The 21,311-nt window shown below is 43.5% G+C and carries 21 protein-coding genes; 9 read left to right on the forward strand and 12 right to left on the reverse strand.

Going from position 1 to position 21,311, the window contains the following annotated elements:
- Window positions 1-23: 23 nt before the first annotated feature.
- The 6 genes from K429_RS0104355 to tsaB form a co-directional block, all read right to left on the reverse strand.
- On the reverse strand, window positions 24-1,175 hold the full coding sequence (locus K429_RS0104355; protein WP_025726157.1) for a 1-deoxy-D-xylulose-5-phosphate reductoisomerase: 1,152 nt from the start codon (window positions 1,173-1,175) through the stop codon (window positions 24-26).
- An 11-nt stretch (window positions 1,176-1,186) separates the two neighbouring features.
- Window positions 1,187-2,047, reverse strand: a complete 861-nt coding sequence (locus K429_RS0104360) for a M23 family metallopeptidase (RefSeq protein WP_007667822.1) — start codon at window positions 2,045-2,047, stop codon at window positions 1,187-1,189.
- 39 nt (window positions 2,048-2,086) lie between these two features.
- Window positions 2,087-2,623, reverse strand: a complete 537-nt coding sequence (rimM, locus tag K429_RS0104365; protein WP_025726158.1) for a ribosome maturation factor RimM — start codon at window positions 2,621-2,623, stop codon at window positions 2,087-2,089.
- A gap of 42 nt (window positions 2,624-2,665) precedes the next feature.
- Window positions 2,666-3,970, reverse strand: coding sequence for a UDP-N-acetylglucosamine 1-carboxyvinyltransferase (murA, locus tag K429_RS0104370; protein WP_007214903.1), 1,305 nt, complete (start codon window positions 3,968-3,970; stop codon window positions 2,666-2,668).
- Between the two features lie 89 nt (window positions 3,971-4,059).
- Window positions 4,060-4,680 (reverse strand): DUF4290 domain-containing protein, encoded by a 621-nt coding sequence (locus K429_RS0104375; protein ID WP_007214902.1) that lies wholly within the window; start codon window positions 4,678-4,680, stop codon window positions 4,060-4,062.
- Window positions 4,681-4,683: 3 nt separating this feature from the next.
- A complete protein-coding gene (tsaB, locus tag K429_RS0104380) occupies window positions 4,684-5,376 on the reverse strand; it encodes a tRNA (adenosine(37)-N6)-threonylcarbamoyltransferase complex dimerization subunit type 1 TsaB (protein ID WP_022210863.1) in 693 nt (230 codons plus the stop codon).
- Window positions 5,377-5,579: 203 nt separating this feature from the next.
- Here tsaB and K429_RS0104385 point away from each other — a divergent pair, with 203 nt between their 5' ends.
- The 6 genes from K429_RS0104385 (at window position 5,580) to nadD (ending at window position 9,391) form a co-directional block, all read left to right on the forward strand.
- A complete protein-coding gene (locus K429_RS0104385) occupies window positions 5,580-6,131 on the forward strand; it encodes a LemA family protein (protein WP_025726159.1) in 552 nt (183 codons plus the stop codon).
- An 11-nt stretch (window positions 6,132-6,142) separates the two neighbouring features.
- Window positions 6,143-7,072, forward strand: a complete 930-nt coding sequence (locus tag K429_RS0104390; RefSeq protein WP_025726160.1) for a DUF3137 domain-containing protein — start codon at window positions 6,143-6,145, stop codon at window positions 7,070-7,072.
- Between the two features lie 82 nt (window positions 7,073-7,154).
- Window positions 7,155-8,033 carry a YicC/YloC family endoribonuclease gene (locus K429_RS0104395; protein WP_007214898.1) on the forward strand — a complete coding sequence of 293 codons (879 nt, stop codon included), beginning with the start codon at window positions 7,155-7,157 and terminating at the stop codon, window positions 8,031-8,033.
- A gap of 13 nt (window positions 8,034-8,046) precedes the next feature.
- The gene (gene gmk, locus K429_RS0104400) at window positions 8,047-8,610 is read left to right on the forward strand and encodes a guanylate kinase (RefSeq protein ID WP_025726161.1); all 564 of its coding nucleotides are present in this window, start codon (window positions 8,047-8,049) and stop codon (window positions 8,608-8,610) included.
- Window positions 8,611-8,621: 11 nt separating this feature from the next.
- The gene (locus K429_RS0104405) at window positions 8,622-8,825 is read left to right on the forward strand and encodes a hypothetical protein (protein ID WP_025726162.1); all 204 of its coding nucleotides are present in this window, start codon (window positions 8,622-8,624) and stop codon (window positions 8,823-8,825) included.
- A complete protein-coding gene (gene nadD, locus K429_RS0104410; protein ID WP_007217320.1) occupies window positions 8,822-9,391 on the forward strand; it encodes a nicotinate (nicotinamide) nucleotide adenylyltransferase in 570 nt (189 codons plus the stop codon). The genes K429_RS0104405 and nadD overlap by 4 nt, the downstream gene beginning before the upstream one ends.
- A 6-nt stretch (window positions 9,392-9,397) precedes the next feature.
- Here the strand turns inward: nadD and K429_RS0104415 are convergent, their stop codons facing one another.
- Window positions 9,398-10,384, reverse strand: coding sequence for an aldo/keto reductase (locus tag K429_RS0104415; RefSeq protein WP_025726163.1), 987 nt, complete (start codon window positions 10,382-10,384; stop codon window positions 9,398-9,400).
- A 166-nt stretch (window positions 10,385-10,550) separates the two neighbouring features.
- Here K429_RS0104415 and K429_RS0104420 point away from each other — a divergent pair, with 166 nt between their 5' ends.
- The gene (locus tag K429_RS0104420; protein ID WP_025726164.1) at window positions 10,551-11,474 is read left to right on the forward strand and encodes an AraC family transcriptional regulator; all 924 of its coding nucleotides are present in this window, start codon (window positions 10,551-10,553) and stop codon (window positions 11,472-11,474) included.
- Here K429_RS0104420 and K429_RS0104425 read toward each other — a convergent pair.
- Window positions 11,465-12,076, reverse strand: coding sequence for an HU family DNA-binding protein (locus K429_RS0104425; RefSeq protein WP_025726165.1), 612 nt, complete (start codon window positions 12,074-12,076; stop codon window positions 11,465-11,467). The genes K429_RS0104420 and K429_RS0104425 overlap by 10 nt on opposite strands.
- A 436-nt stretch (window positions 12,077-12,512) precedes the next feature.
- Between K429_RS0104425 and K429_RS0104430 the strand changes: the two genes are divergently transcribed.
- Window positions 12,513-13,466, forward strand: a complete 954-nt coding sequence (locus K429_RS0104430) for a hypothetical protein (protein ID WP_025726166.1) — start codon at window positions 12,513-12,515, stop codon at window positions 13,464-13,466.
- A gap of 142 nt (window positions 13,467-13,608) precedes the next feature.
- On the opposite strand, the gene K429_RS0104435 is transcribed toward K429_RS0104430, so the two are convergent.
- The 4 genes from K429_RS0104435 to K429_RS0104450 form a co-directional block, all read right to left on the reverse strand.
- Entirely contained in the window at window positions 13,609-14,946 is a 1,338-nt protein-coding gene (locus K429_RS0104435) for an NADP-specific glutamate dehydrogenase (protein WP_007214891.1), read from the reverse strand.
- Window positions 14,947-15,306: 360 nt separating this feature from the next.
- Window positions 15,307-17,595 (reverse strand): NADP-dependent malic enzyme, encoded by a 2,289-nt coding sequence (locus K429_RS0104440; RefSeq protein ID WP_022392686.1) that lies wholly within the window; start codon window positions 17,593-17,595, stop codon window positions 15,307-15,309.
- A gap of 263 nt (window positions 17,596-17,858) precedes the next feature.
- A complete protein-coding gene (locus tag K429_RS0104445; protein WP_007214888.1) occupies window positions 17,859-18,758 on the reverse strand; it encodes an OmpA family protein in 900 nt (299 codons plus the stop codon).
- A gap of 106 nt (window positions 18,759-18,864) precedes the next feature.
- The gene (locus tag K429_RS0104450; RefSeq protein WP_007214887.1) at window positions 18,865-20,145 is read right to left on the reverse strand and encodes an O-acetylhomoserine aminocarboxypropyltransferase/cysteine synthase family protein; all 1,281 of its coding nucleotides are present in this window, start codon (window positions 20,143-20,145) and stop codon (window positions 18,865-18,867) included.
- A 101-nt stretch (window positions 20,146-20,246) separates the two neighbouring features.
- Between K429_RS0104450 and K429_RS0104455 the strand changes: the two genes are divergently transcribed.
- Window positions 20,247-21,308: an N-acetylmuramoyl-L-alanine amidase gene (locus K429_RS0104455; protein WP_007217329.1), complete on the forward strand. Its 1,062-nt coding sequence runs from the start codon at window positions 20,247-20,249 to the stop codon at window positions 21,306-21,308.
- Window positions 21,309-21,311: the final 3 nt, after the last annotated feature.

Consider the following 21,311-nt stretch of genomic DNA (forward strand, 5'->3'; position numbering starts at 1 on the left):
ATACTCTAATACCTGTACTATTTTTATTTTATCAACTCTTGTGCAATACGGCGTGTCATCGCATCCGTAGCTGCATAGTCTTCATATTCCGGTTTTGCCACAAACGATACGATAGACATTGCTTTCTCTATCACATCACTCATGCCGAGGAATGAAATCTCATCCCGTAGGAAAGCGGCAACTACCACTTCATTGGCTGCATTCACGATACAAGGCATATTTCCACCTTTATGCAAAGCTTCGTAAGCCAAAGCCAGATTACGGAAACGGGTAGTATCCGGTTGTTCGAATGTCAGGTTTGTGCACATTTTGAAATCCAACCGGGGAAATGAAGCCTTCAGGCGTTGCGGATAAGAGAATGCATACTGAATAGGCAGACGCATATCCGGCATACCCAATTGTGCCTTAACTGCACCGTCTTCAAACTGCACCATCGAATGTATAATAGATTGCGGATGTACTACCACTTCAATCTGATCCGGACGTACACCGAATAACCATTTTGCTTCTATTACCTCGAACCCTTTGTTCATCATTGAAGCGGAATCAATCGTGATCTTCGCCCCCATATCCCAATTAGGATGTTTCAGGGCTTGGGCTTTGGTTACCGTAGCCAGTTGTTCCATTGTGCAATTGCGGAACGGACCACCGGATGCCGTAAGGATCACCTTCTCTATCGGATTGCCGAGTTCCCCCGCTAAACATTGGAAAACGGCTGAATGTTCGGAATCTACCGGTAATATAGGTGTACCGGATAGGCGTGCCATATCGTTAATCAGCTCACCTGCCACAACAAGCGTCTCCTTGTTGGCAAGAGCGATGGGTTTACGGGCACGAATAGCATTCATGGTTGGTTTCAGTCCGGCATAACCTACCATCGCAGTCAGTACGATGTCAATTTCCGAGTCTTCCACAATCTGGCAGATAGCATCCGTTCCTGCATATACTTTGATAGGCAGGTCGGCGAGGGCTTCTTTCAGTTGGGCATATTTCGTTTCATTGGCTATAACTACCGCTTCAGGCTTGAATTTCCGAGCCTGGGCAATGAGTTCTTCTACACGGTTGTTGGCGGTCAGCACATACGCTTCGTACTGGTCGGATTGTTCTTCAATCACCTGTAATGCCTGCGTACCTATGGAGCCGGTAGAACCGAGTATAGCAATTTGTTTTTTCATTTATCTATCACTTAAAATACAATATATTGTTCCGGATTCACCGCCCGTCCTTTGTGCCATAACTCAAAGTGCAGGTGAGGACCGGTTGTCAGTTGTCCGCTGTTTCCTACCAAAGCAATAGCCTCTCCGGCCTGTACAGTGTCTCCTTCACGTTTCAATAAGGAACTGCAATGCTTATATACGGATATAAAGTCTTGATTATGTTGTACTTCTATCACATATCCTGTTTCGGCCGTATAAGTACTCAAGATAACTGTACCATCCAGCGTAGCAAGTACGCTCTCTCCGGGATTGGCGGCGATATCCGTACCGTAATGTTTTCTGTCAGCATCAAATTTTTCTGTAATCATGCCTCGCGTGGGACGATAAAATATCAATCCTTCTATGTCCGGGCGGGCTGTAATGCTTGTCAGATTATATTTTTCTGTTTCTTCATATTGTTTCCGGAACTCCGCTTCCCGCTGTGTGCGTTCCATCAACGAATCTTCGCGTACAGTAGTCAGTGAGTCCATATTGTGCACAGTATCTACACGTATGGTTCCACTGAAAATATCCTGTATATTCATGATATACAAATTCTGGCGATCTACCAACTGTTGAAGTGAATCTACTCGTAAAGCATTCTCTACCACTTGGGCACGGATCTCACTGTTCATATATCCCGGCAAGTAGTTACGCAACGGAGTGAAAGCAATGATAACTGAGGCAACCAGAAACAAAACAGTCAGCACAGAAAGTAATACCGAGATGCCGTTTAACTTGGATACACGGAGACCGACTACTTCTTCGAGTGTATTCTCGTTGATGATAGTCAGCTTATATTTGAATTTGATATTACTCCAGAATGCTTTATGTCGTTTCTTTTTCACCATACGCGCTAATCACTTATCACTCTATCACTAATCACTTGTTTACACTTCCTCTGTTTCATCCAAAGCCAGCAATCCTTCGGGTAAATCCATAGTAATTACTTTGTGCTTTTGGTCAATGTTCTGGATGAATTCTTCTTGTGCAGGAATCAGTAACTCTTCTCCCTGATGATCAACTACAAACAAGGTGTTGATGGTTGTAGTATCCACCTCTGTCACTTCTCCCAAGTCTCCGTGGTTAACTTCTTCCACGCGGAAACCTACGAAGAAATCCCAGGTCAGTTCTCCCGGTCCGGCATCTTCGGCATGTTTGGCGGGAAAATAAACTTCCACGTTGGTGAACATCCGCGCACGTTCTGCCGTGTCTACCCCTTCCAGCTTTACTAATGCAGTGGAGTCGGAACGGAAACGGTATTCTTCCAGGAAGAAAGGTACGAAAATACCATCCAACAGGCAGATTAGGTATTCAGCTTCCACCCGGTCAAAAATGTCATCGGTAAATGTGAATGACAACTCGCCGTGAATGCCGTGCGGTTTGTTGAATACTCCTATCTTATATACATCTTCTCTTTTTATCATCTTATCATCCTACCATTCTTAATCATCTTCCACCATCCCATATCATATTCTCGTAATTCTTGCTCCGATAGCATTCAGGCGTCTTTCAATATCCTGATACCCCCGGTCGATTTGTTCAATGTTGTGGATACGACTGCTTCCTTCCGCACTCATGGCGGCAATCAGCAATGCAATACCGGCACGAATATCAGGTGAAGTCATATTTCCGCCTCGCAGACGCATGGCATGGTTATGACCAATGACAACGGCACGGTGAGGGTCACAAAGAATAATCTGTGCTCCCATATCTATCAGTTTGTCCACGAAGAACAGGCGGCTCTCGAACATCTTCTGATGGATAAGCACGCTGCCTTTTGCCTGAGTGGCAACTACGAGCATTACACTCAGCAAGTCCGGCGTCAGTCCCGGCCAGGGAGCATCGGCAATAGTCATGATAGAACCATCTATGAACGACTCTATCTGATATGTTTCCTGTGCAGGAACATAGATATCATCTCCCCGTTGTTCCAGTTTGATGCCCAGACGGCGGAAACTTTCAGGGATGATGCCCAGGTTTTCATAAGAAACATTCTTGATGGTGAGCTCACTTTGCGTCATGGCTGCCATACCGATAAAACTGCCGACTTCGATCATATCGGGAAGTATCGTATGTTCGGTACCGTGCAGTTCGTCCACTCCTTCAATGGTCAGCAGATTGGAGGCAATGCCTTGTATCTTGGCGCCCATACGGTTCAGCATCTTGCAAAGTTGTTGCAGATACGGTTCGCAGGCAGCATTGTAAATAGTGGTTGTTCCTTTGGCCAGTACCGCCGCCATCACGATGTTGGCAGTTCCGGTTACTGAAGCTTCGTCCAGCAACATGTAGGTGCCTTTCAGTTCGCAAGCTGAAATCTCATACGCTTCGCGTTCTGCGTTGTACGAAAAATCTGCACCCAGATTCTGTATACCGATAAAGTGAGTATCCAGACGTCTGCGTCCTATCTTGTCACCACCCGGTTTTGATATCATCGCTTTATGAAAGCGTGCCACCATCGGGCCGATTAACATAACCGAACCTCGCAGACTGGAACATTTCTTCAGGAATTCATCACTTTCCAGATAACTCAAATCCAGCTTTTCAGCTTTGAAACAATACGTATCAAGCCCTTTTCTGGATACCGTAACGCCCATATCACGCATCAGTTGAATGAGATTGTTGACGTCCAGTATGTCCGGAATATTATGTACGGTCACCTCTTCGGCTGTCAGCAGCGTGGCGCAGATAATCTGCAATACCTCGTTTTTTGCGCCTTGCGGATGGATCTCGCCGGATAATCTGTGTCCTCCTTCAATTACGAATGATGCCATAAATTGGGATTTATGACTTATGATTTATAATTTATGATTTATGAACGGATCTGCCGCTTATAAATCATAAATCTGAAATCATAAATCTATTAGTACTTTCTCTTATTATTCCGGTTATCTCTCCGGTTATTCTGATTGTTTACTTTCGGACGGTAGTTCTGATTGATACGTTCAGCCATCAGTTTGATGATGTCATCCGTCATCTGCAATTTGCCACCCGAATATTCATTAAGATCTTCTGCAATTTTGCGGTCGTCTACCGTATCCTTGTTCCAGGTCATGTAGTCTTTCTTCATGTGGTTGCAGATCAGGGCTATCAGGTTTTGCTTTTCATCTCCTTCGGGGAAGTCAATTGCTTTCTTTATCAATACTTCCAGTGTACGGCCGTAGTGGCGGTAACGAATTTTTGTACTGGGATAGGGGATCACTTCCGGACGGGTATTCAAATTATCTTTGCGGATAATTTCATAAGGATAATCAATGTCCAGTTTGAAGTCAGACATGATAGCCAGATGATCCCATAATTTATGTTTAAAATCGGGTACATCACGCAGATGTGGGAACATATTACCCATGATGTTGATAATGGTGTTTGCGCAACGTTGGCGTTCAGCGCGGTCTTCGATTGTCAACGCGTGGTCAACCATGTTTTGGATGCTGCGTCCGTATTCCGGCAAAGGCATCCGTTTTTGTTGAGTGTTATATTGCATATATTATAAAAGTTTTTTCGGTTGGGAAGCTACAAACTCTTTCAGGTAGAATGGTTCAAAATAAGCTACATCCTTAAAGTCGTTTTCGGCTATTGCTTTTTCAGCAAGTGGGAACATCATTTTTGCCAATGGACGAATATCGTCAATGAAGTGCGCATTGGGATGAGTTATTTTATCTTTGCACTTGGCTGCCCCGTCTCCAAAGAAATAAACGGGATGTTGATCCAGAAATTCCGTATAAGAGTTTTCGTCTACAATGTCAGCGGCTATGTCGCGCACAGGTTTCAGGGCGCGGTCGTAGATGGCAGCATATACCTCCATGCGGCGTGCATCGATCATTGGGCATAGCAATGCGTCTTCGGGCAATTCATCATGATAAAGCAATACCGGCACGCATTGTACCTTCAATGTCGGAAGACCGATCAGCGGAATATTACGTCCGTAGCAAACTCCTTTCGCCATAGATACACCGATACGTAGCCCTGTGTAAGAACCCGGTCCACAACTCACTGCTACTGCATCAATCGGCATGGCATGACTGTCGGCAAACGACAGAGCTTCGTCTATAAATACTCCTAGCAGAGCGGCATGAGACGGGCCGTTCAGATCTTCTTTGTTAAATACATTTTGTCCATCTTCACTCACAGCAACGGAGCATGCCGAGGTGGACGTTTCAATATGCAAGATACACGACATAGTCTTTTGTTAGTTTAATTGTGGCAAATTTACAGGTTTATTTTCAGATACACAAGCGAATCCCAAAAGGGTTCGGTATCTTTCTTACGGCATTATTGGCAGGTTTTTAGATTATTTCTATCTTTGCTATCTGATTTTAGGAATAAATACTGAATTCGTTAACATAAAATAACCGGCACAAGGAGGTCGTTGTATCTGTAATTATGATCGTAGCTATTATTATTGTACTTTTTATTTTGGTGGTGATTTCGATGTACAACTCATTGGTGAGAAAGAGAAATCAGATAGAAAATGCTTTTTCCACTATCGATGTCATGTTGAAACGCCGCTTCGATTTGATCCCCAATCTGGTTGCAACCGTTCAGCAATATGCCAAGCATGAAGCTGATACATTTGCTGCAATAACGGAAATGCGCAACAAGACTTATGCTTCTCTTAATGACAGCGAAAAGGCGGACTTTGACAAAATGTTTTCTAAAGTGCGTACTCAATTCTTTGCAGTGGCGGAGAACTATCCCGAACTAAAAGCTTCTGAAAATTTCCTGCAATTGCAGCGTTCGCTCAATGAAACGGAAGAACAGTTGGCTGCTGCCCGCCGCACTTACAATGCCTCTGTAACCGATTACAATAATGCCGTCCAGACTTTCCCTACAAACCTGTTGGCTGGTATGTTTGGCTTTACAAGAAAAGCGGTACTGACAATTCCGGAAGCAGAACGTGCAACTCCGGATGTAAAGAACTTATTCAATTCATAAAATAGCTGGCAATGGATTATGTAGATTTTGACTCTCTGGCGCAGAAGCTGGCCCCCACATTGCAAGTTCTGGAAAATAAACGTAAGGAACTTCTGAGGAAAGGGCGTTCGGAGGGTTTGATTTATGCTGCTATTTTTCTGGTAGTAGGAGTGATCGCTTTGTTAATACTTAAATTGGAAGGGATCTTTGGTCCGATTGTTATTGTTGTTATTTCTGTAATCATTTTTATTACTTGTATCAATAATAAATCGAAAATATTCTCCTCTTTTTATAAAGAAGAAGTGGTAGATGAAATAATCCATGCCTTTTGTCCGAATGCGACCTATTCTCCGAATGACGGAGTGAGTGAGGATCTTTTTAGAAATAGCGGACTGTTTACTTCTCCCGACCGTTATCATGCCGAAGATTTGATAGAAGGATGTCTGGATAAAACCAGCTTTATCTGTTCCGAGGTACATGCTGAAGAGCGCAGAGCTCGTTCTACCAAGAATGGAGTGCAGTATTATTGGGAAGATATTTTCAAAGGATTTCTTTTCATTGCTGACTTTCATAAAGAATTTCAGGGAGAAACGACCGTTTTGCGGGACAGCTTTTTCAAAATTAAGATGGGAGCTTCAAGAGTGAAAATGGAAAATCCCGATTTTGAAAAAGTCTTTGATGTCTTTTCCACGAACCAGATTGAAGCCCGCTATCTGATTACCCCTTCCATGATGGAAAGAATGTTGAAGTTGGACAGCAATTTTAAGAAAGGAATTACCATCAGTTTCCGGAATTCTACGATTCTGGTCGCCATTCCGGATTCAAAGAACCGGTTTGAAGCAGATGTGTGGAGTTCTTTGAACGATATGAGCATCCTTAGATCGGACTTTGCAGTGCTTCAATCCTTGCTGGAAATTGTAGATGAACTAAACTTGAACACACGTATTTGGAGTAAAGAGTAAGCGATAAACACATCACTTATTTCTTGAATAATTTTCACTAATGAAAATATTCATGTAATTTTGCGGAAAACTAAAGAATCTTATGATACAATCCATGACCGGATACGGTAAAGCGACCGCTGAACTGTCCGATAAGAAAATCAATGTAGAAATCAAATCGCTCAATAGTAAAGCGATGGATCTGTCAACCCGCATCGCTCCCCTCTACCGGGAAAAAGAAATAGAAATCCGTAACGAAATTGCTAAGGCACTGGAACGTGGTAAAGTGGATTTCAGTCTGTGGATTGATAAAAAAGATGCCTGTGAACTTATTACTCCCATTAACCAGGATGTGGTAGTGGCGTATTACGAACGGATTCGCACCATCTCCGAAACTACCGGTATCCCTGCACCCGAAGACTGGTTCTCTACTTTGCTCCGCATGCCGGACGTGATGACCAAGAACGATATTCAGGAACTGAGCGAGGAAGAATGGAAAGCTGTTCATGCCACTGTGCTTCAGGCTATCCAAAATCTGGTTGATTTCCGTATCCAGGAAGGCGCGGCTTTAGAGAAGAAGTTCCGCGAAAAGATTTCTAATATTGCCAAGTTGCTGACTTCTGTTGATCCGTACGAAAAAGAGCGTGTAGAGAAAATCAAAGAACGCATCACGGATGCTTTGGAAAAGACCATCAGTGTGGACTATGACAAGAACCGTCTGGAGCAGGAACTCATCTATTACATTGAGAAACTGGATATCAACGAAGAAAAACAACGTCTGAGCAACCACTTGAAATACTTCATCAATACTATGGAGGATGGAAGCGGACAAGGTAAGAAGTTGGGTTTCATTGCCCAAGAAATGGGACGTGAAATCAATACGTTGGGAAGCAAGTCCAATCATGCTGAGATGCAGAAGATTGTAGTGCAGATGAAGGATGAGCTGGAACAAATCAAAGAACAGGTATTGAACGTGATGTAATTACTATTTCAATATGGCTAAACTTATTATATTCTCAGCCCCTTCAGGGGCAGGGAAATCAACCATTATCAACTATTTGCTGGAGCAGAACCTGAATCTGGCTTTTTCTTGTTCTGCTACCAGTCGTCCGCCACGCGGAACAGAACAACATGGAGTGGAGTACTTCTTTCTTTCTCCCGAAGAATTCCGTACCCGCATTGCCAATGACGAGTTTCTGGAATATGAAGAAGTGTACAAAGACCGTTACTATGGTACATTGAAGTCTCAGGTAGAAGCTCAGTTGGCTGCCGGACAAAATGTGGTTTTTGATGTGGACGTTGTAGGTGGTTGCAATATAAAGAAGTTTTATGGCGATCGTGCTCTGTCTGTGTTCATTCAGCCTCCTTCGGTAGAGGAACTTCGTAAACGTCTGGTAGGACGTGGAACGGATGCCTTCGAAGTGATAGAAGCCCGCGTTGCCAAGGCGGAATACGAACTGACGTTTGCCCCTAAGTTCGACAAAGTCATTGTAAATGATGATTTGGAGAAGGCAAAGGCAGAAGCTTTGCAGGTAATTACAGAGTTTTTATCTAAATAATAAGGTCTGTCATGTATCAGCCGAAACCTGTTTCTCCTAAACAGAACAAGTCATTGTTGATTCTCAACACACTCCTGGCACTTATATCTTTAGTGTCAGGTCTGATGGCGTTGTATTATAGCCAATGGACAATCGTTCTTGGTATGACATTGGTGGTACTTTCAAGTTGCATCAATGTTTATACTTGCTGGAAACGTATAAAAACAAAAGAATGAAAACGGGTATCTTCAGCGGCTCCTTCAATCCGGTTCACATCGGACATCTTGCCCTTGCCAATTATCTTTGCGAATATGAAGGGCTGGATGAAGTGTGGTTTCTCGTAACCCCTCATAATCCGTTGAAGGAAGAAGATGAATTGATGGATGATACCTTCCGTTTGAAGTTGGTTCAACTTGCCATTGCGGGGTATCCCAAGTTTAAAGCTTCTGATATTGAGTTTAATCTGTCCCGTCCGTCCTATACCATCCATACATTGGATAAACTGAAAGAAACCTATCCTGACCGGGAATTTCATTTGATTATCGGTTCAGACAACTGGACGCTTTTTCCCCGCTGGTATCAGTCGGAACGTATTCTTGCCGAAAACCATATTCTTGTATATCCCCGTCCCGGTTATCCGGTTTCTTTCGATTCCCTTTCGGAGAATGTAAAAGTAGCTTCTTCTCCTACTTTTGAAATCAGTTCTACCTTTATTCGCCGGGCGATGGAGGAAGGGAAAGATGTTCGTTACTTCCTCCATTCGGCGGTCTACGAGGCACTTTCATCCAAGTTTCCTCGCTAAGCAATGCTACTGTTTGGCATGGAATAGTCCTTTGGAATCGATATCCACATCCAACATGTATGAACAGGTTGCCTCTTCTTTTGGCATAATCCGTTTTATTCTGTCCAAATCCTCTTTCGTTAGTTTCACATTCAATGCTTGAATCGTGTCTTTGATTTGTGAGGCTGTTCTTGAACCTACCAGTGCTATGATATCTTCACCTTGCGCCAACACCCAGGCTATGGCAAGTTGTGCCAGGGTAGCTCCTTTTTCAACTGCAATCTGTTTCAGCGCATCGGTGCGGGCAAGATTTGCTTTCATCGTTGCCAATGCTTCCGGAGAAATTCTCTGACCGATAGATTTTAATTTTTCTTCTTGTGAACTTCCGCCAATCAGTCCCGAAAGGAGTACGCCGAAGGCTACAATGCCGACACCTAATTCTCTTGCTGTCGGTAAAAGGTCATCTTCTATATGCCGGTCTGCCAACGAATATCTTACTTCGACCAGACTGATCGGGTGTACTGCATTTGCTCTGCGAAGTATCTCTCCATTCACTTCGGAGATTCCTATATTTTTCACATATCCTTTTGTTGCCAGATCGGATATAGCGCCGATGGTGTCTTCTACGGGTATATGTGGATTGATGCGGGCGGGTTGGTATAAATCCACATAGTCAGTACCTAAACGGCTTAGTGTATAACGCAGGTAGTTTTCCACAGCTTCCGGGCGGGCATCCATTCCGTACATTCTGCCATCCACACCCTGCATGGCTCCAAACTTTACAGAGATAAAGACATCTTCCCGCTTGCGGGTCTTCAATGCCTTTTTTATCAGCATTTCACTTTGTCCGTTTCCGTAGAAGTCTGCGGTATTCAGGAAATTAACTCCTCCGTCCAAAGCTGTATGTATCGTGTTGATACCTTCACTTACGTCTCCCATTCTCATACTTCCCAAGCCTATGCGCGAAAGCATGAAGTTGCTTGTTTTCTCTTTCGATAAGTTTAAATATTCCATATTCCTTAAATATTAAGTTTTTTCTGTGATGCAAAGGTCGGACAGAATAGATGAATTGACAAGGTCATTTTACTACTATAATTAGTCATAATCCGAAACGTATCTGTTTGTAATAAGAATAATTATTAAATTTGCATTTTAAAATTAGTCATTTATCAGAATTGTGATGAAAGATACAGTACTTGATTTAAGTTTTCAGGATTATCTTGAAAGAATGAATCCTCAATCCTCCTTTCAGGAGCAGTTGGTGGTTATCTATTTGGACGATTCGGTGACAAAAAAAGATAAGGTTGGGAGGTATCCCATGCAGCTTGAAGCCTCCTCATTAATATTGGTCGTGTCAGGTGAAATGCAAATTGAAGTGGATTATCTGCCTTATACTCTTAAAAGAAGTACCGTGATGCAGCTACTGGCTGATAATATAATAGGAAATGTATCGCATACTCCCGGTTTCAGAGGATACTTGCTTTTGTTTTCACCGGAACTGAAGCAGGAAATCATGTCATTAACTTCCAGCATACGTTTGCCGGAAGCAGGAAACTTGAAACGTCTATATCCTGAACAGAGTTTGACCGATGATGAATGTGCAATTGTGCTGAATCGGATAGAACGTATAAAGAAGTACATAGCGGACTCGGATCATCTGTATCGGGCCACTGTTATTAAAAATGAGGTGATAAATCTATTGCTCGATATAACCAATAGCCGTTGGAAGAAATATGGAGAAAGAGAAATCTCATTTTCGCGTAATGAAATAATTCGGCAGCGTTTCCACGAATTGCTTTTGGGAAATTGCCGTAAACATCGTGATGTCGGATTTTATGCGCAGGAATTGTGTGTTACTCCGGATTATCTATCGAAGATAATACGGGAGTGTGACGGGCAATCGGCACTGAAATGGATCACAAATGCCGTGGTGACAGAAGCAAAACTCCTGCTGCGCCGACCGAATATGAATGTCAGTCAGGTAGCGATTGAACTGAATTTTCCGGATCAATCTACATTTGGGAAGTTTTTTAAAAGAAATACAGGTATGGCACCTGCCCGATACAGAGCAGATGCCTTACGAAAAGCGATACACTATACCTGATGTTTTATATAAACCACTGAACGCCCTCCACCTCGCTTGCGGATAACACCTTCTGTCAGAAATTCCTGTAAATCAGAGCTGGCGCATCTGTCCGTTACGCGCGTGAGTCGGGCATATTCGGCGCGTGTGATGCAGACATTTGCTTCCAGAAAGGTCAGCATCATCTGTCTTCTATCTTTTTTGGCAACTGCCGGTTTCTTTGCCGAGGCTTTTTTGTTTATTCTCTCCAGCTCCATTTGATGTCTCACGTACTTTTTGAAGGCTTTGCTGGGGCGGAATTTTACCGTTTCAAAGCGTACGGATTCAGCACGTATGTCCTTTTTCTGTATGGCAGGACGCGTACATTTCAGTGTAGTACTGAAAAATCCCAGTTCATCCAGTTCTACATTGTAACCTTCGGCGAGCCAGTCGCCCAGTGCATTGCTGATGGCTTGCATAATTCCCACGACCATGGCGTGTGGCATGTGCTGTTCTTTCATTAACCGCTCCTGAAACTCCTTTGCAGTGATAGTGCCTTTGGAGCGGACGCGTGCATGGAGTGGTTTCTTCTTACCTTCGCCACTGGGGTCCGGTGTTTCGTAAAGGTCATAATAAGTACTCATATATACATTGTTTTTAAGAGGTTTATGTTTTCGTAGAAACAAATTGGTACTGGAACTGCGAGAGGTTAATGTCGGATGTGTTACAGACTAATATCGTTTATACTAAAAAGTATTCTTACTACAAATATAGAAGTTTCTTACAACAGTTATGTTATTTTCTTACTATAGTTATATATTTTTCTTACAATAATTGTTGTAAGAATAGTTTTTAGGTAATGAAAGATTAATTTCTTGCGATGCCGGGATTAGTTCTTAGACTCTTTGATTTTAGTTTTATATAGGTTGTGGTTTTTTGTTATTGCTGGCCACTTTCCTTCGTTTTCTGTTCTATTCTGTTTACCTTTGCAGGAAGATTAAGCCGGAACACGCTAAAGACAACATTTACTATAATTTATCAAATTGAGGATGGCGGAAAGGTAATAAACCAAGTGAGTATATGAAACCCAAAAAGAACAGAATATTTTGCCGCGATTGCAATAAATATAAAACGCTATTTGAGTCAGAGTCAAAAGCAGATAATTTTATTAAATTCAATCATGAAGAGATAGAAGCGTGTAGTGGTCATGCCCCTAACCGGAGTTATTATTGTCGTTCGTGTGTTGGTTGGCATGTTACCAGTAAGAAGGAATATGATGATAGGCTACCTTCTTTAACTGATAAAGTTCTTGACGCTTATAAGGCAACTCTTCCAATGAAGTTGCTCTCCGGTGATAGAGCGTTACTGAGACGGGCTGATGAAATAATGGCTGATATTGCAAAGTTGATAAAAGAGAAAAATCCCGAGCAATGCGTTTCTCTTTTCCAAGAAGTATATAGCATATTTCAGCGTATTCCTGATACGGATGATATCATTAAATATAAGCAAAGTCTATTTTTACGTTATAGAAAGCTGATAACTAAAATAGATCGTGGAATGTTGGATACATTTATTATTCCAGTAAGCGCAATGCAAAGTTTAGCTGCAGAATCTAACTTGAAAGGGCTTAAGATGCAATATGATATGGGAAACTATGAGGTTGCTAATGAACTTTTGCAAGATGTTCGGAATGCTGTGGCTAATGTTGTTGATGAACAGTATAAGAAAGAATTGAATAAACGTATCAAGATAATCGGAACAAAGAATAATCTTAGGATGGGCATTGAGGCTATAGAGCAGATGCAAAATCCGGACAAAAACATTTTGTTTGAAGAAATTGAAGAAAATTTCATTAAAATAGACTTGTCGTATGTGTATGGAGAGTATCATGAATGTGTGAAATTGATACAATATGTAAAAAGGATATATGATGTGGTATTGACTATAGAAGGTTCTGAAGCAAGAAAGAAAAAGATAGAGGACCGGTTACATAAATTCGTAGAATCAGTATCTATTGCATTGAAAGCTCTTTGAATGGGAGATCTCTCTTGCATGACCTTTTTCCTGTTTGCGGCTTTATATAAAGCGTGTTTCCAACATCTGAATTATAAAGAAAAATCCCCTCCACACCATACAGTGCAAAGGGGATTCCCATATATAACAACTATAGCTTTCTTTACACAATACCTTGTGCCATCATAGCTTTTGCTACCTTCATGAATCCGGCAACGTTAGCACCCTTCACGTAGTTTACATAACCATCAGCTTCAGTACCATACTGTACGCAAGCTTCGTGAATGTTCTTCATGATACTCTTCAGTTTCTCGTCTACTTCTTCTGCGCTCCAGCTCAGTTTGATAGAGTTTTGAGTCATTTCCAGACCGGATACTGATACACCACCTGCATTGGCTGCCTTACCCGGAGCATACAGAATCTTAGCATCCTGGAATACTTTGATAGCTTCCGGAGTAGAAGGCATGTTAGCACCTTCGGATACTGCCATTACACCGTTGGCAACTAATTGGCGAGCATGGTCACCGTTCAGTTCATTCTGAGTTGCAGAAGGTAGAGCGATGTCAGCTTTTTCACCCCAAGGCTTAGCACCTTCTACATATTTCACACCCGGATATTGTTCTGCATACTCGCGGATACGTCCACGGTAGAGATTCTTCAGTTCCATGATGTAGTCCAGTTTTTCGCGGTCGATACCTGCCGGGTCGTAAACATAACCGTCAGAGTCAGACATGGTGAGTACTTTACCACCCAGTTCCAATACTTTTTCAGCAGTATATTGAGCTACGTTACCAGAACCGGAGATCAGGCAAGTCTTGCCTTTCAGGTCAGTACCTTTAGATTTCAGCATTTCCATCAGGAAGTAGATGTTACCGTAACCTGTAGCCTCAGGACGAATCAGTGAACCACCGAATTCGCGACCTTTGCCAGTGAATGTACCTGTGAATTCATGAGTCAGCTTCTTGTACATACCGAACATGAAACCTACTTCACGACCACCTACACCGATGTCACCGGCAGGAACGTCAGTCTCAGGACCAATATGACGCCACAGTTCCAGCATGAATGCTTGTACGAAACGCATTACTTCAGCATTAGACTTGCCACGCGGAGAGAAGTCGGAACCACCTTTACCACCACCCATAGGCAGAGTAGTCAGAGAGTTTTTGAAGGTTTGTTCGAATGCGAGGAACTTCAGGATTGAGAGGTTCACAGATGCGTGGAAACGGATACCACCTTTGTACGGACCGATAGCGTTGTTGTGTTGAACGCGATAACCCATGTTTGTCTGGATGTTACCCTTATCGTCCATCCAAGTCACGCGGAATTGATAAACACGATCGGGGATGCAAAGACGCTCAATTAGATTGACTTTGTCAAATTCCGGGTGTTTGTTGTACTCTTCTTCAATTGTAGAAAGTACTTCTTCCACTGCTTGATGATACTCTGGTTCGTTGGGGAACCGTCTTTTCAAATCTTCTAATACCTTAGCTGCATTCATAATCTATTTCTTTTATTGGTTGCTACTAAATATAATTGTCTTAACAAAGTATTCTTTAGATTGTTTTTTCTCTGTTGCGGTTGCAAAAGTACACATAAAAATGAGACAAACAAACAATTTATAAAGAAAATGCGGGATAAAACAACAAAAATATTGTTTTATCCCGCAAAAAGGAATAAAAAGATATTATTTATCCTCTCTTTAATGATTTTATTACCGGAATGAATACTAACGCTGCCGAAATGACAAGTGTCATAATGACTGGACCGTCAATTCGTTCGGCAGTTGTTAGAACTATGTAGCAAAGTGCTGCCCAAAGCAGTACAATGCAAACACTTTGTGATTTCGATAACGGGCGTCTCATTTACCAGCTTTCTTTTTATCCACGATGGCGTCGATGACTGCTACTGCGGTGATGTTCACAATGTCGCGTACGGAGCTTTCGAAGTCGGTGAAGTGGATAGGCTTGTTCAGTCCCATTTGTATCGGGCCGATTAGCTCCATTTCCGTATTCATAGCTTGCAACAGTTTGTATGCAGAGTTGGCAGAGCTGAGGTTCGGGAATACAAGGGTATTCACATCTTTACCTTTCAGACGGGTGAATGGATACTTGGCGTCACGCATCTTGCGGTCCATGGCAAAGTTCACCTGCATTTCACCGTCAATGGCAAGATCAGGATAGTTCTGCTGCATATATTCCACGGCTTCGTGTACACTTACCGGACTACCTTCGGTGTCTGCACCGAAGTTGGAGTAACTTAACATGGCCATTACCGGAGTATGATTGAAGAAACGTACGGTATGCTCTGACAGTTTGGCTATGTCAATCAATGTTTCGGCATTGGGATGACGGTTGATTAGTGTATCAGCCAGGAAGTAGGTACCTTTCTTGGAGTTCAGGATGTGCATCGTACCGAAATGCTTGTATTGCGGTTGTATGCCGATAACTTCTTTGGCAACTTTGATCGTATTGCTGTATTTGGTATAAAGACCGGTGATGAATGCATCTGCATCGCCTGTTTCCACCATCATCATACCGAAGTAATTGCGTTCGAACATCTTATCGTTGGCTTCCTCATAGGTAGCACCTTGACGGGCACGCTTTTCGGAAAGAATGCGGGCGTAGCGTTCACGGCGTGAGGCTTCGTTCGGATGGCGCAGGTTGACGATTTCGATGCCTTCCAGGCTGAGGTCGAGTTCTTTTGCCAGTTTTTCGATGGTTTCATCGTTACCTAATACAATTGGATGACAGATACCTTCGGCTTTGGCTTCTACAGCGGCTTTCAGCATATTGGGGTGAGAACCTTCGGCAAATACCACGCGTTGCGGATTGCGACGGGCGGTGTCGTAAAGCTGGCGGGTCAGTTTGCTTTCGTAACCCATCAGTTCGCGGAGCTGTACGCAGTAAGCATCCCAGTCCTCGATATTTTTACGGGCTACACCGCTTTCCATAGCAGCCTTGGCTACGGCGCAGGAAACTTCAGTGATAAGACGCGGGTCAACCGGTTTCGGGATGAAGTATTCCGGACCGAAACTAAAGTTGTTAACATGATAAGCCTCGTTCACAACATCGGGTACAGGCTGTTTTGCCAGGTTGGCAATGGCATGTACAGCAGCAATCTTCATTTCTTCGTTGATGGCTTTAGCCTGAGTATCCAGGGCACCACGGAAGATATAGGGGAAACCGATTACATTATTAATCTGGTTCGGATAGTCCGACCGTCCGGTTGCCATTAGTACGTCAGGACGTGCTGACATGGCATCTTCGTAAGAGATTTCCGGTGTAGGATTGGCCAATGCGAAAACGATAGGAGACGGAGCCATGCTGCGTACCATGTCCTGTGACAGAACATTACCTTTGGATAATCCCAGGAATACATCGGCACCTTTGATGGCTTCTTCCAGCGTGTGGATATCTGTGCGGTCGGTAGCGAAGTAACGTTTCTGTTCGTTGAGGTCGGTACGTGCTTTGCTGATTACACCTTTACTATCCAGCATCACAATATTTTCCAGGCGGGCACCCAGTGAAACATACAGTTTTGTACAAGATACGGCAGATGCACCGGCACCATTCACAACGATTTTTACATCTTCAATTTTCTTGCCTGCTACCTGCAAAGCGTTCACAAGTCCGGCACTGGAGATGATGGCCGTACCATGCTGGTCATCGTGCATCACAGGGATATCGAGCTCTTCTTTCAGGCGACGCTCTATTTCGAAGCACTCAGGTGCTTTGATATCTTCCAGGTTGATACCACCGAAGGTAGGAGCAATGGCCTTTACAGCTTCGATGAATTTTTCGGGATCTTTTTCGTTTACTTCAATATCGAATACGTCGATGCCGGCATAAATCTTGAACAGAAGTCCTTTACCTTCCATTACGGGCTTACCGCTCAACGCACCTATGTCGCCAAGACCGAGTACGGCAGTACCGTTGGAGATTACAGCAACCAAGTTTCCTTTCGCTGTATATTTATAAGCATCCTGCGGATTCTTTTCTATTTCGAGGCACGGCTCCGCCACACCGGGAGAGTAAGCAAGTGAAAGATCGGTTTGGGTACTGTAGGGCTTGGTAGGCACTACTTCTATCTTACCTGGTTTGCCTTGTGAGTGATACAGCAAGGCAGCTTCTTTAGTTATCTTAGCCATGGTAGTTGATTATGAGTTGTTAGTTAAAAGTTATAATTTTGCCGCAAAGGTAGGAATAAATGTGATAAAGTGTAAGTCTGTGTGCAATAAAAACTATTAAATAGTACTTAATCTGTCGGAAGTCAAAGCAAGGATGAGGGTGGAAACAAACAATAAGGCGAAGGACTGGAAAGTCTCTCGCCTTATTGTTTATAAAATAGTCTGAGTATAGACTGCTTTAAATGCCTCTACCTGTGAAAATACAGCAGTAGATGGTTTTTCTTTTATTCCGTAGCCGCTTCTCCTTCAGCTTCCGGAGCCTTATCTATCAACTCCAGGAACTGGTCGAGTCGAGGTGTAACAATGATTTGTGTACGGCGGTTGCGCTGTTTACCCAGTTCAGAATCATTGTCTGTGATAGGATTGTACTCACCACGTCCGGCAGCAGAAAGCCGTTTAGGGTCAACACCATATTTATTCTGCAATTCTTGTACTACAGATGAGGCACGCAGGGCACTCAAATCCCAGTTATTGCGGATATTGGTACGTGAGATGGGTACGTTGTCCGTATTACCCTCTACCAGTACTTCGTAATCTTTGTAGTCGGTGATAATCTTGGCAATCTTGCTTAACGTTTCGCCGGCGCGTTCGTTGATTTCGTAACTGCCGCTCTTGTAGAGCATATTGTCTGCTAAAGAGATGTAAACCACACCTTTCAGTACTTTCACATCTACTTCTTTCAATTCCTCGCGGCTCAGGGAGCGGGTCAGATTGTTGGTTAGCATAACGTTCAGTGAGTCTGATTTACTCTTGGCATCCACTAATTGCTTGATGTAGCGGTTGGAGGCATTGATTTCATCTACGAGTTTGGAGATGTTGATATTCCCTTGCGAGTTCTGCTGGAGGCTCTTGTCGAGCGATCCTTGCAGGGTAGCGTAACTGTTACGCAATTCCTGATTATTTTTTCGGGCTTCGCTTAGGCGATCCTCCAAACTTTTAGATTGTGTGCGGTATTCGGCAAGCTGGATTTGTGCGTCCTGATATGACTTGTCGAGAGCAGACTTTTCGTCTTTCAGTTTGTTATAATCTGTTTGAAGATTCACAAATTCCTTCTTGGTCACACATCCCGTCAGGAATAGAGTTGCGACCAACAGAAAGGATGCAGCTAATTTTGTACGTTTCATAAATCTTTCTTTATTAAATGTTTACTGGGCGCAAAGATAAGAAAATCCCCGTACTCCGGTTGCGGAGACGGGGATATATTATTTGTTTTATAGGTACTTTATGAAATTATGCGTTCAGAGCCTGCTCAATATCTGCGATGATATCGTCTGCATTCTCAATGCCTACAGAGAAACGAATCAAGTCGGGACGTACTCCGGCTTCCAGTAATTGTTCGTCCGACAATTGGCGGTGTGTATGGCTGGCCGGATGCAGCACGCAGGTACGAGCATCGGCAACGTGGGTCACGATGGCAGCCAACTTTAGTGAGTCCATGAACTTGATAGAAATCTCGCGCCCCCCTTTCAATCCGAAGGAGATAACACCGCAAGAACCGTTCGGCATATACTTTTGTGCCAACTCATAGTATTTATTGTCGGGAAGACCGCAATAGTTCACCCAAGCTACTTTGTCATTTTTAGAAAGATATTCGGCAACCGCCTGTGCATTTTTACAGTGTTGCGGCATACGCAGGTGCAGAGTTTCCAGACCGAGATTCAGCAGGAAAGAGTTCTGCGGAGACTGGATGCTGCCGAGGTCACGCATCAACTGGGCAGTAGCCTTAGTGATATAAGCCATCTTACCGAAAGCTTTTGTATAAGTCAGTCCGTGGTATGACTCATCCGGTGTGCACAATCCGGGGAATTTGTCAGCGTGTGCATCCCAGTCGAACTTGCCGCTGTCTACAATACAACCACCTACGCTGGTGGCATGACCATCCATATATTTGGTCGTAGAGTGTACTACGATATCAGCACCCCATTCAAACGGGCGGCAGTTGATAGGAGTCGGGAACGTGTTGTCTACAATCAAAGGTACACCATGGCTGTGGGCAATGCGGGCAAATTTTTCAATATCCAATACTTCCAGTGACGGGTTGGAAATGGTTTCACCGAACAATGCTTTCGTATTCGGGCGGAAAGCTGCGGAGATTTCTTCTTCGCTGGCATCCGGACTAACGAAAGTAACTTCGATACCCAATTTCTTCATAGTAACCCCGAAGAGATTGAATGTACCACCATAGATAGCGGACGAACAAACGAAGTGATCGCCTGCCTGGCAGATATTAAATATAGCATAGAAATTGGCAGCTTGTCCGCTGGACGTTAGCATACCGGCAACACCGCCTTCAAGAGCAGCTATCTTGGCGGCAACAGCGTCGTTGGTAGGGTTTTGCAAGCGAGTATAGAAATAACCGCTCTCTTCAAGATCGAAAAGGCGTGCCATTTGCTCGCTGGTTTCATATTTGAAAGTGGTGCTTTGATAAATGGGGAGTACACGGGGCTCGCCCTTCTTAGGAGTCCATCCTGCCTGTACGCAGAGGGTTTCCGGTTTAAATTGCTTTGCCATAATGCTATTTGTTTTTATAGTTTTTTATCAATTAACGCATTTGTGGACGCAAAAGTAGGGAAAATAATTGTATTTTTGTCCGCAAGATGAATAAATGGAAAATGAAACAGTTATTTTGCTTTCTTATTTTGCTTTTTTGCATGTCATTCTCTTACGAAGCGTTGGCCCAGGAAGAGCGGGCTACGCCGAAAAGCGGTGAGGGGATATCTGGTTTTCTACAGCGTAACGGGCGTACCGGAAAAGCGTACTATCAGGAGTTCCTGGAACTGAATAAGAAACAATTGCGAGGTAAAGAGGAGTTGCGGCTGGGGGTGAAATATTTGCTTCCACCTCTGAAAAAGGGGAGTGGCAATACGGCTGCTTCATCCAATTCATCTGCTTCAAACTCTTCTGCTTCAAACTCTTCTGCCCGTTCCGGCAACAAAACAATTCGTGAACCTCTTTTCGGAAAAAGCCTTGCTGAAGTTAAAGTGACGGGAAACCGCCTCAAAGGTGCGTGTTTCTACGTGGTGAGTGGGCATGGTGGCCCTGATCCCGGTGCTATTGGCAGGATAGGAAGCGTGGAACTGCATGAGGATGAATATGCCTATGATGTCGCTCTTCGTCTTGCCCGGAATCTGATGGAGGAAGGCGCTAAGGTTTATATTATTATTCAGGATGCCAAAGACGGTATCCGTGACGATCAATACCTTAATAATAGTAAACGCGAAACTTGTATGGGTGATCCTATTCCTCTGAACCAGGTTGCCCGCCTTCGCCAGCGTTGTGAGAAAATAAATGCGCTCTATCAGAAAGACCGCAAGAGTTATACGTATTGCCGTTCCATCTTCTTGCATGTAGATAGCCGTAGTAAAAGTCACCAGACGGATGTATTCTTCTATCATGCTCCCAAAAGTGTGAATGGTAAACGGTTGGCAACTACAATGAAGAATACTTTCGAATCTAAATACGACCGCCACCAACCTAACCGTGGCTTTTCGGGAACTGTCAGCCCACGCAATTTGTATGTGCTGGCCAATTCCAGTCCTGCTGGAGTGTTTGTGGAGTTGGGTAATATTCAGAATACTTTCGACCAGCGCCGGTTTGTTATGAGTTCCAATCGTCAGGCGTTAGCGAAGTGGATGATGGAAGGTTTCATTACTGATTATAAGAAGAGCAAATAATCC

The organism is Bacteroides sp. 14(A) (assembly GCF_000526555.1).
Classification (GTDB): domain Bacteria; phylum Bacteroidota; class Bacteroidia; order Bacteroidales; family Bacteroidaceae; genus Bacteroides; species Bacteroides cellulosilyticus.

Excerpts from the sequence above, each read along its gene's own strand:
- K429_RS0104390 (WP_025726160.1), top strand. The coding sequence starts at position 6,143 with ATGGATTATGTAGATTTTGACTCTCTGGCGCAGAAGCTGGCCCCCACA.
- K429_RS0104420 (WP_025726164.1), top strand. The coding sequence starts at position 10,551 with ATGAAAGATACAGTACTTGATTTAAGTTTTCAGGATTATCTTGAAAGA.
- K429_RS0104415 (WP_025726163.1), bottom strand. The coding sequence starts at position 10,384 with ATGGAATATTTAAACTTATCGAAAGAGAAAACAAGCAACTTCATGCTT.
- murA (WP_007214903.1), bottom strand. The coding sequence starts at position 3,970 with ATGGCATCATTCGTAATTGAAGGAGGACACAGATTATCCGGCGAGATC.
- K429_RS0104430 (WP_025726166.1), top strand. The coding sequence starts at position 12,513 with ATGAAACCCAAAAAGAACAGAATATTTTGCCGCGATTGCAATAAATAT.
- rimM (WP_025726158.1), bottom strand. The coding sequence starts at position 2,623 with ATGATAAAAAGAGAAGATGTATATAAGATAGGAGTATTCAACAAACCG.
- K429_RS0104405 (WP_025726162.1), top strand. The coding sequence starts at position 8,622 with ATGTATCAGCCGAAACCTGTTTCTCCTAAACAGAACAAGTCATTGTTG.
- K429_RS0104395 (WP_007214898.1), top strand. The coding sequence starts at position 7,155 with ATGATACAATCCATGACCGGATACGGTAAAGCGACCGCTGAACTGTCC.
- K429_RS0104360 (WP_007667822.1), bottom strand. The coding sequence starts at position 2,047 with ATGGTGAAAAAGAAACGACATAAAGCATTCTGGAGTAATATCAAATTC.
- K429_RS0104450 (WP_007214887.1), bottom strand. The coding sequence starts at position 20,145 with ATGGCAAAGCAATTTAAACCGGAAACCCTCTGCGTACAGGCAGGATGG.
- K429_RS0104445 (WP_007214888.1), bottom strand. The coding sequence starts at position 18,758 with ATGAAACGTACAAAATTAGCTGCATCCTTTCTGTTGGTCGCAACTCTA.
- K429_RS0104385 (WP_025726159.1), top strand. The coding sequence starts at position 5,580 with ATGATCGTAGCTATTATTATTGTACTTTTTATTTTGGTGGTGATTTCG.
- gmk (WP_025726161.1), top strand. The coding sequence starts at position 8,047 with ATGGCTAAACTTATTATATTCTCAGCCCCTTCAGGGGCAGGGAAATCA.
- K429_RS0104435 (WP_007214891.1), bottom strand. The coding sequence starts at position 14,946 with ATGAATGCAGCTAAGGTATTAGAAGATTTGAAAAGACGGTTCCCCAAC.
- K429_RS0104440 (WP_022392686.1), bottom strand. The coding sequence starts at position 17,595 with ATGGCTAAGATAACTAAAGAAGCTGCCTTGCTGTATCACTCACAAGGC.
- K429_RS0104355 (WP_025726157.1), bottom strand. The coding sequence starts at position 1,175 with ATGAAAAAACAAATTGCTATACTCGGTTCTACCGGCTCCATAGGTACG.
- K429_RS0104455 (WP_007217329.1), top strand. The coding sequence starts at position 20,247 with ATGAAACAGTTATTTTGCTTTCTTATTTTGCTTTTTTGCATGTCATTC.
- K429_RS0104375 (WP_007214902.1), bottom strand. The coding sequence starts at position 4,680 with ATGCAATATAACACTCAACAAAAACGGATGCCTTTGCCGGAATACGGA.
- K429_RS0104425 (WP_025726165.1), bottom strand. The coding sequence starts at position 12,076 with ATGAGTACTTATTATGACCTTTACGAAACACCGGACCCCAGTGGCGAA.
- tsaB (WP_022210863.1), bottom strand. The coding sequence starts at position 5,376 with ATGTCGTGTATCTTGCATATTGAAACGTCCACCTCGGCATGCTCCGTT.
- nadD (WP_007217320.1), top strand. The coding sequence starts at position 8,822 with ATGAAAACGGGTATCTTCAGCGGCTCCTTCAATCCGGTTCACATCGGA.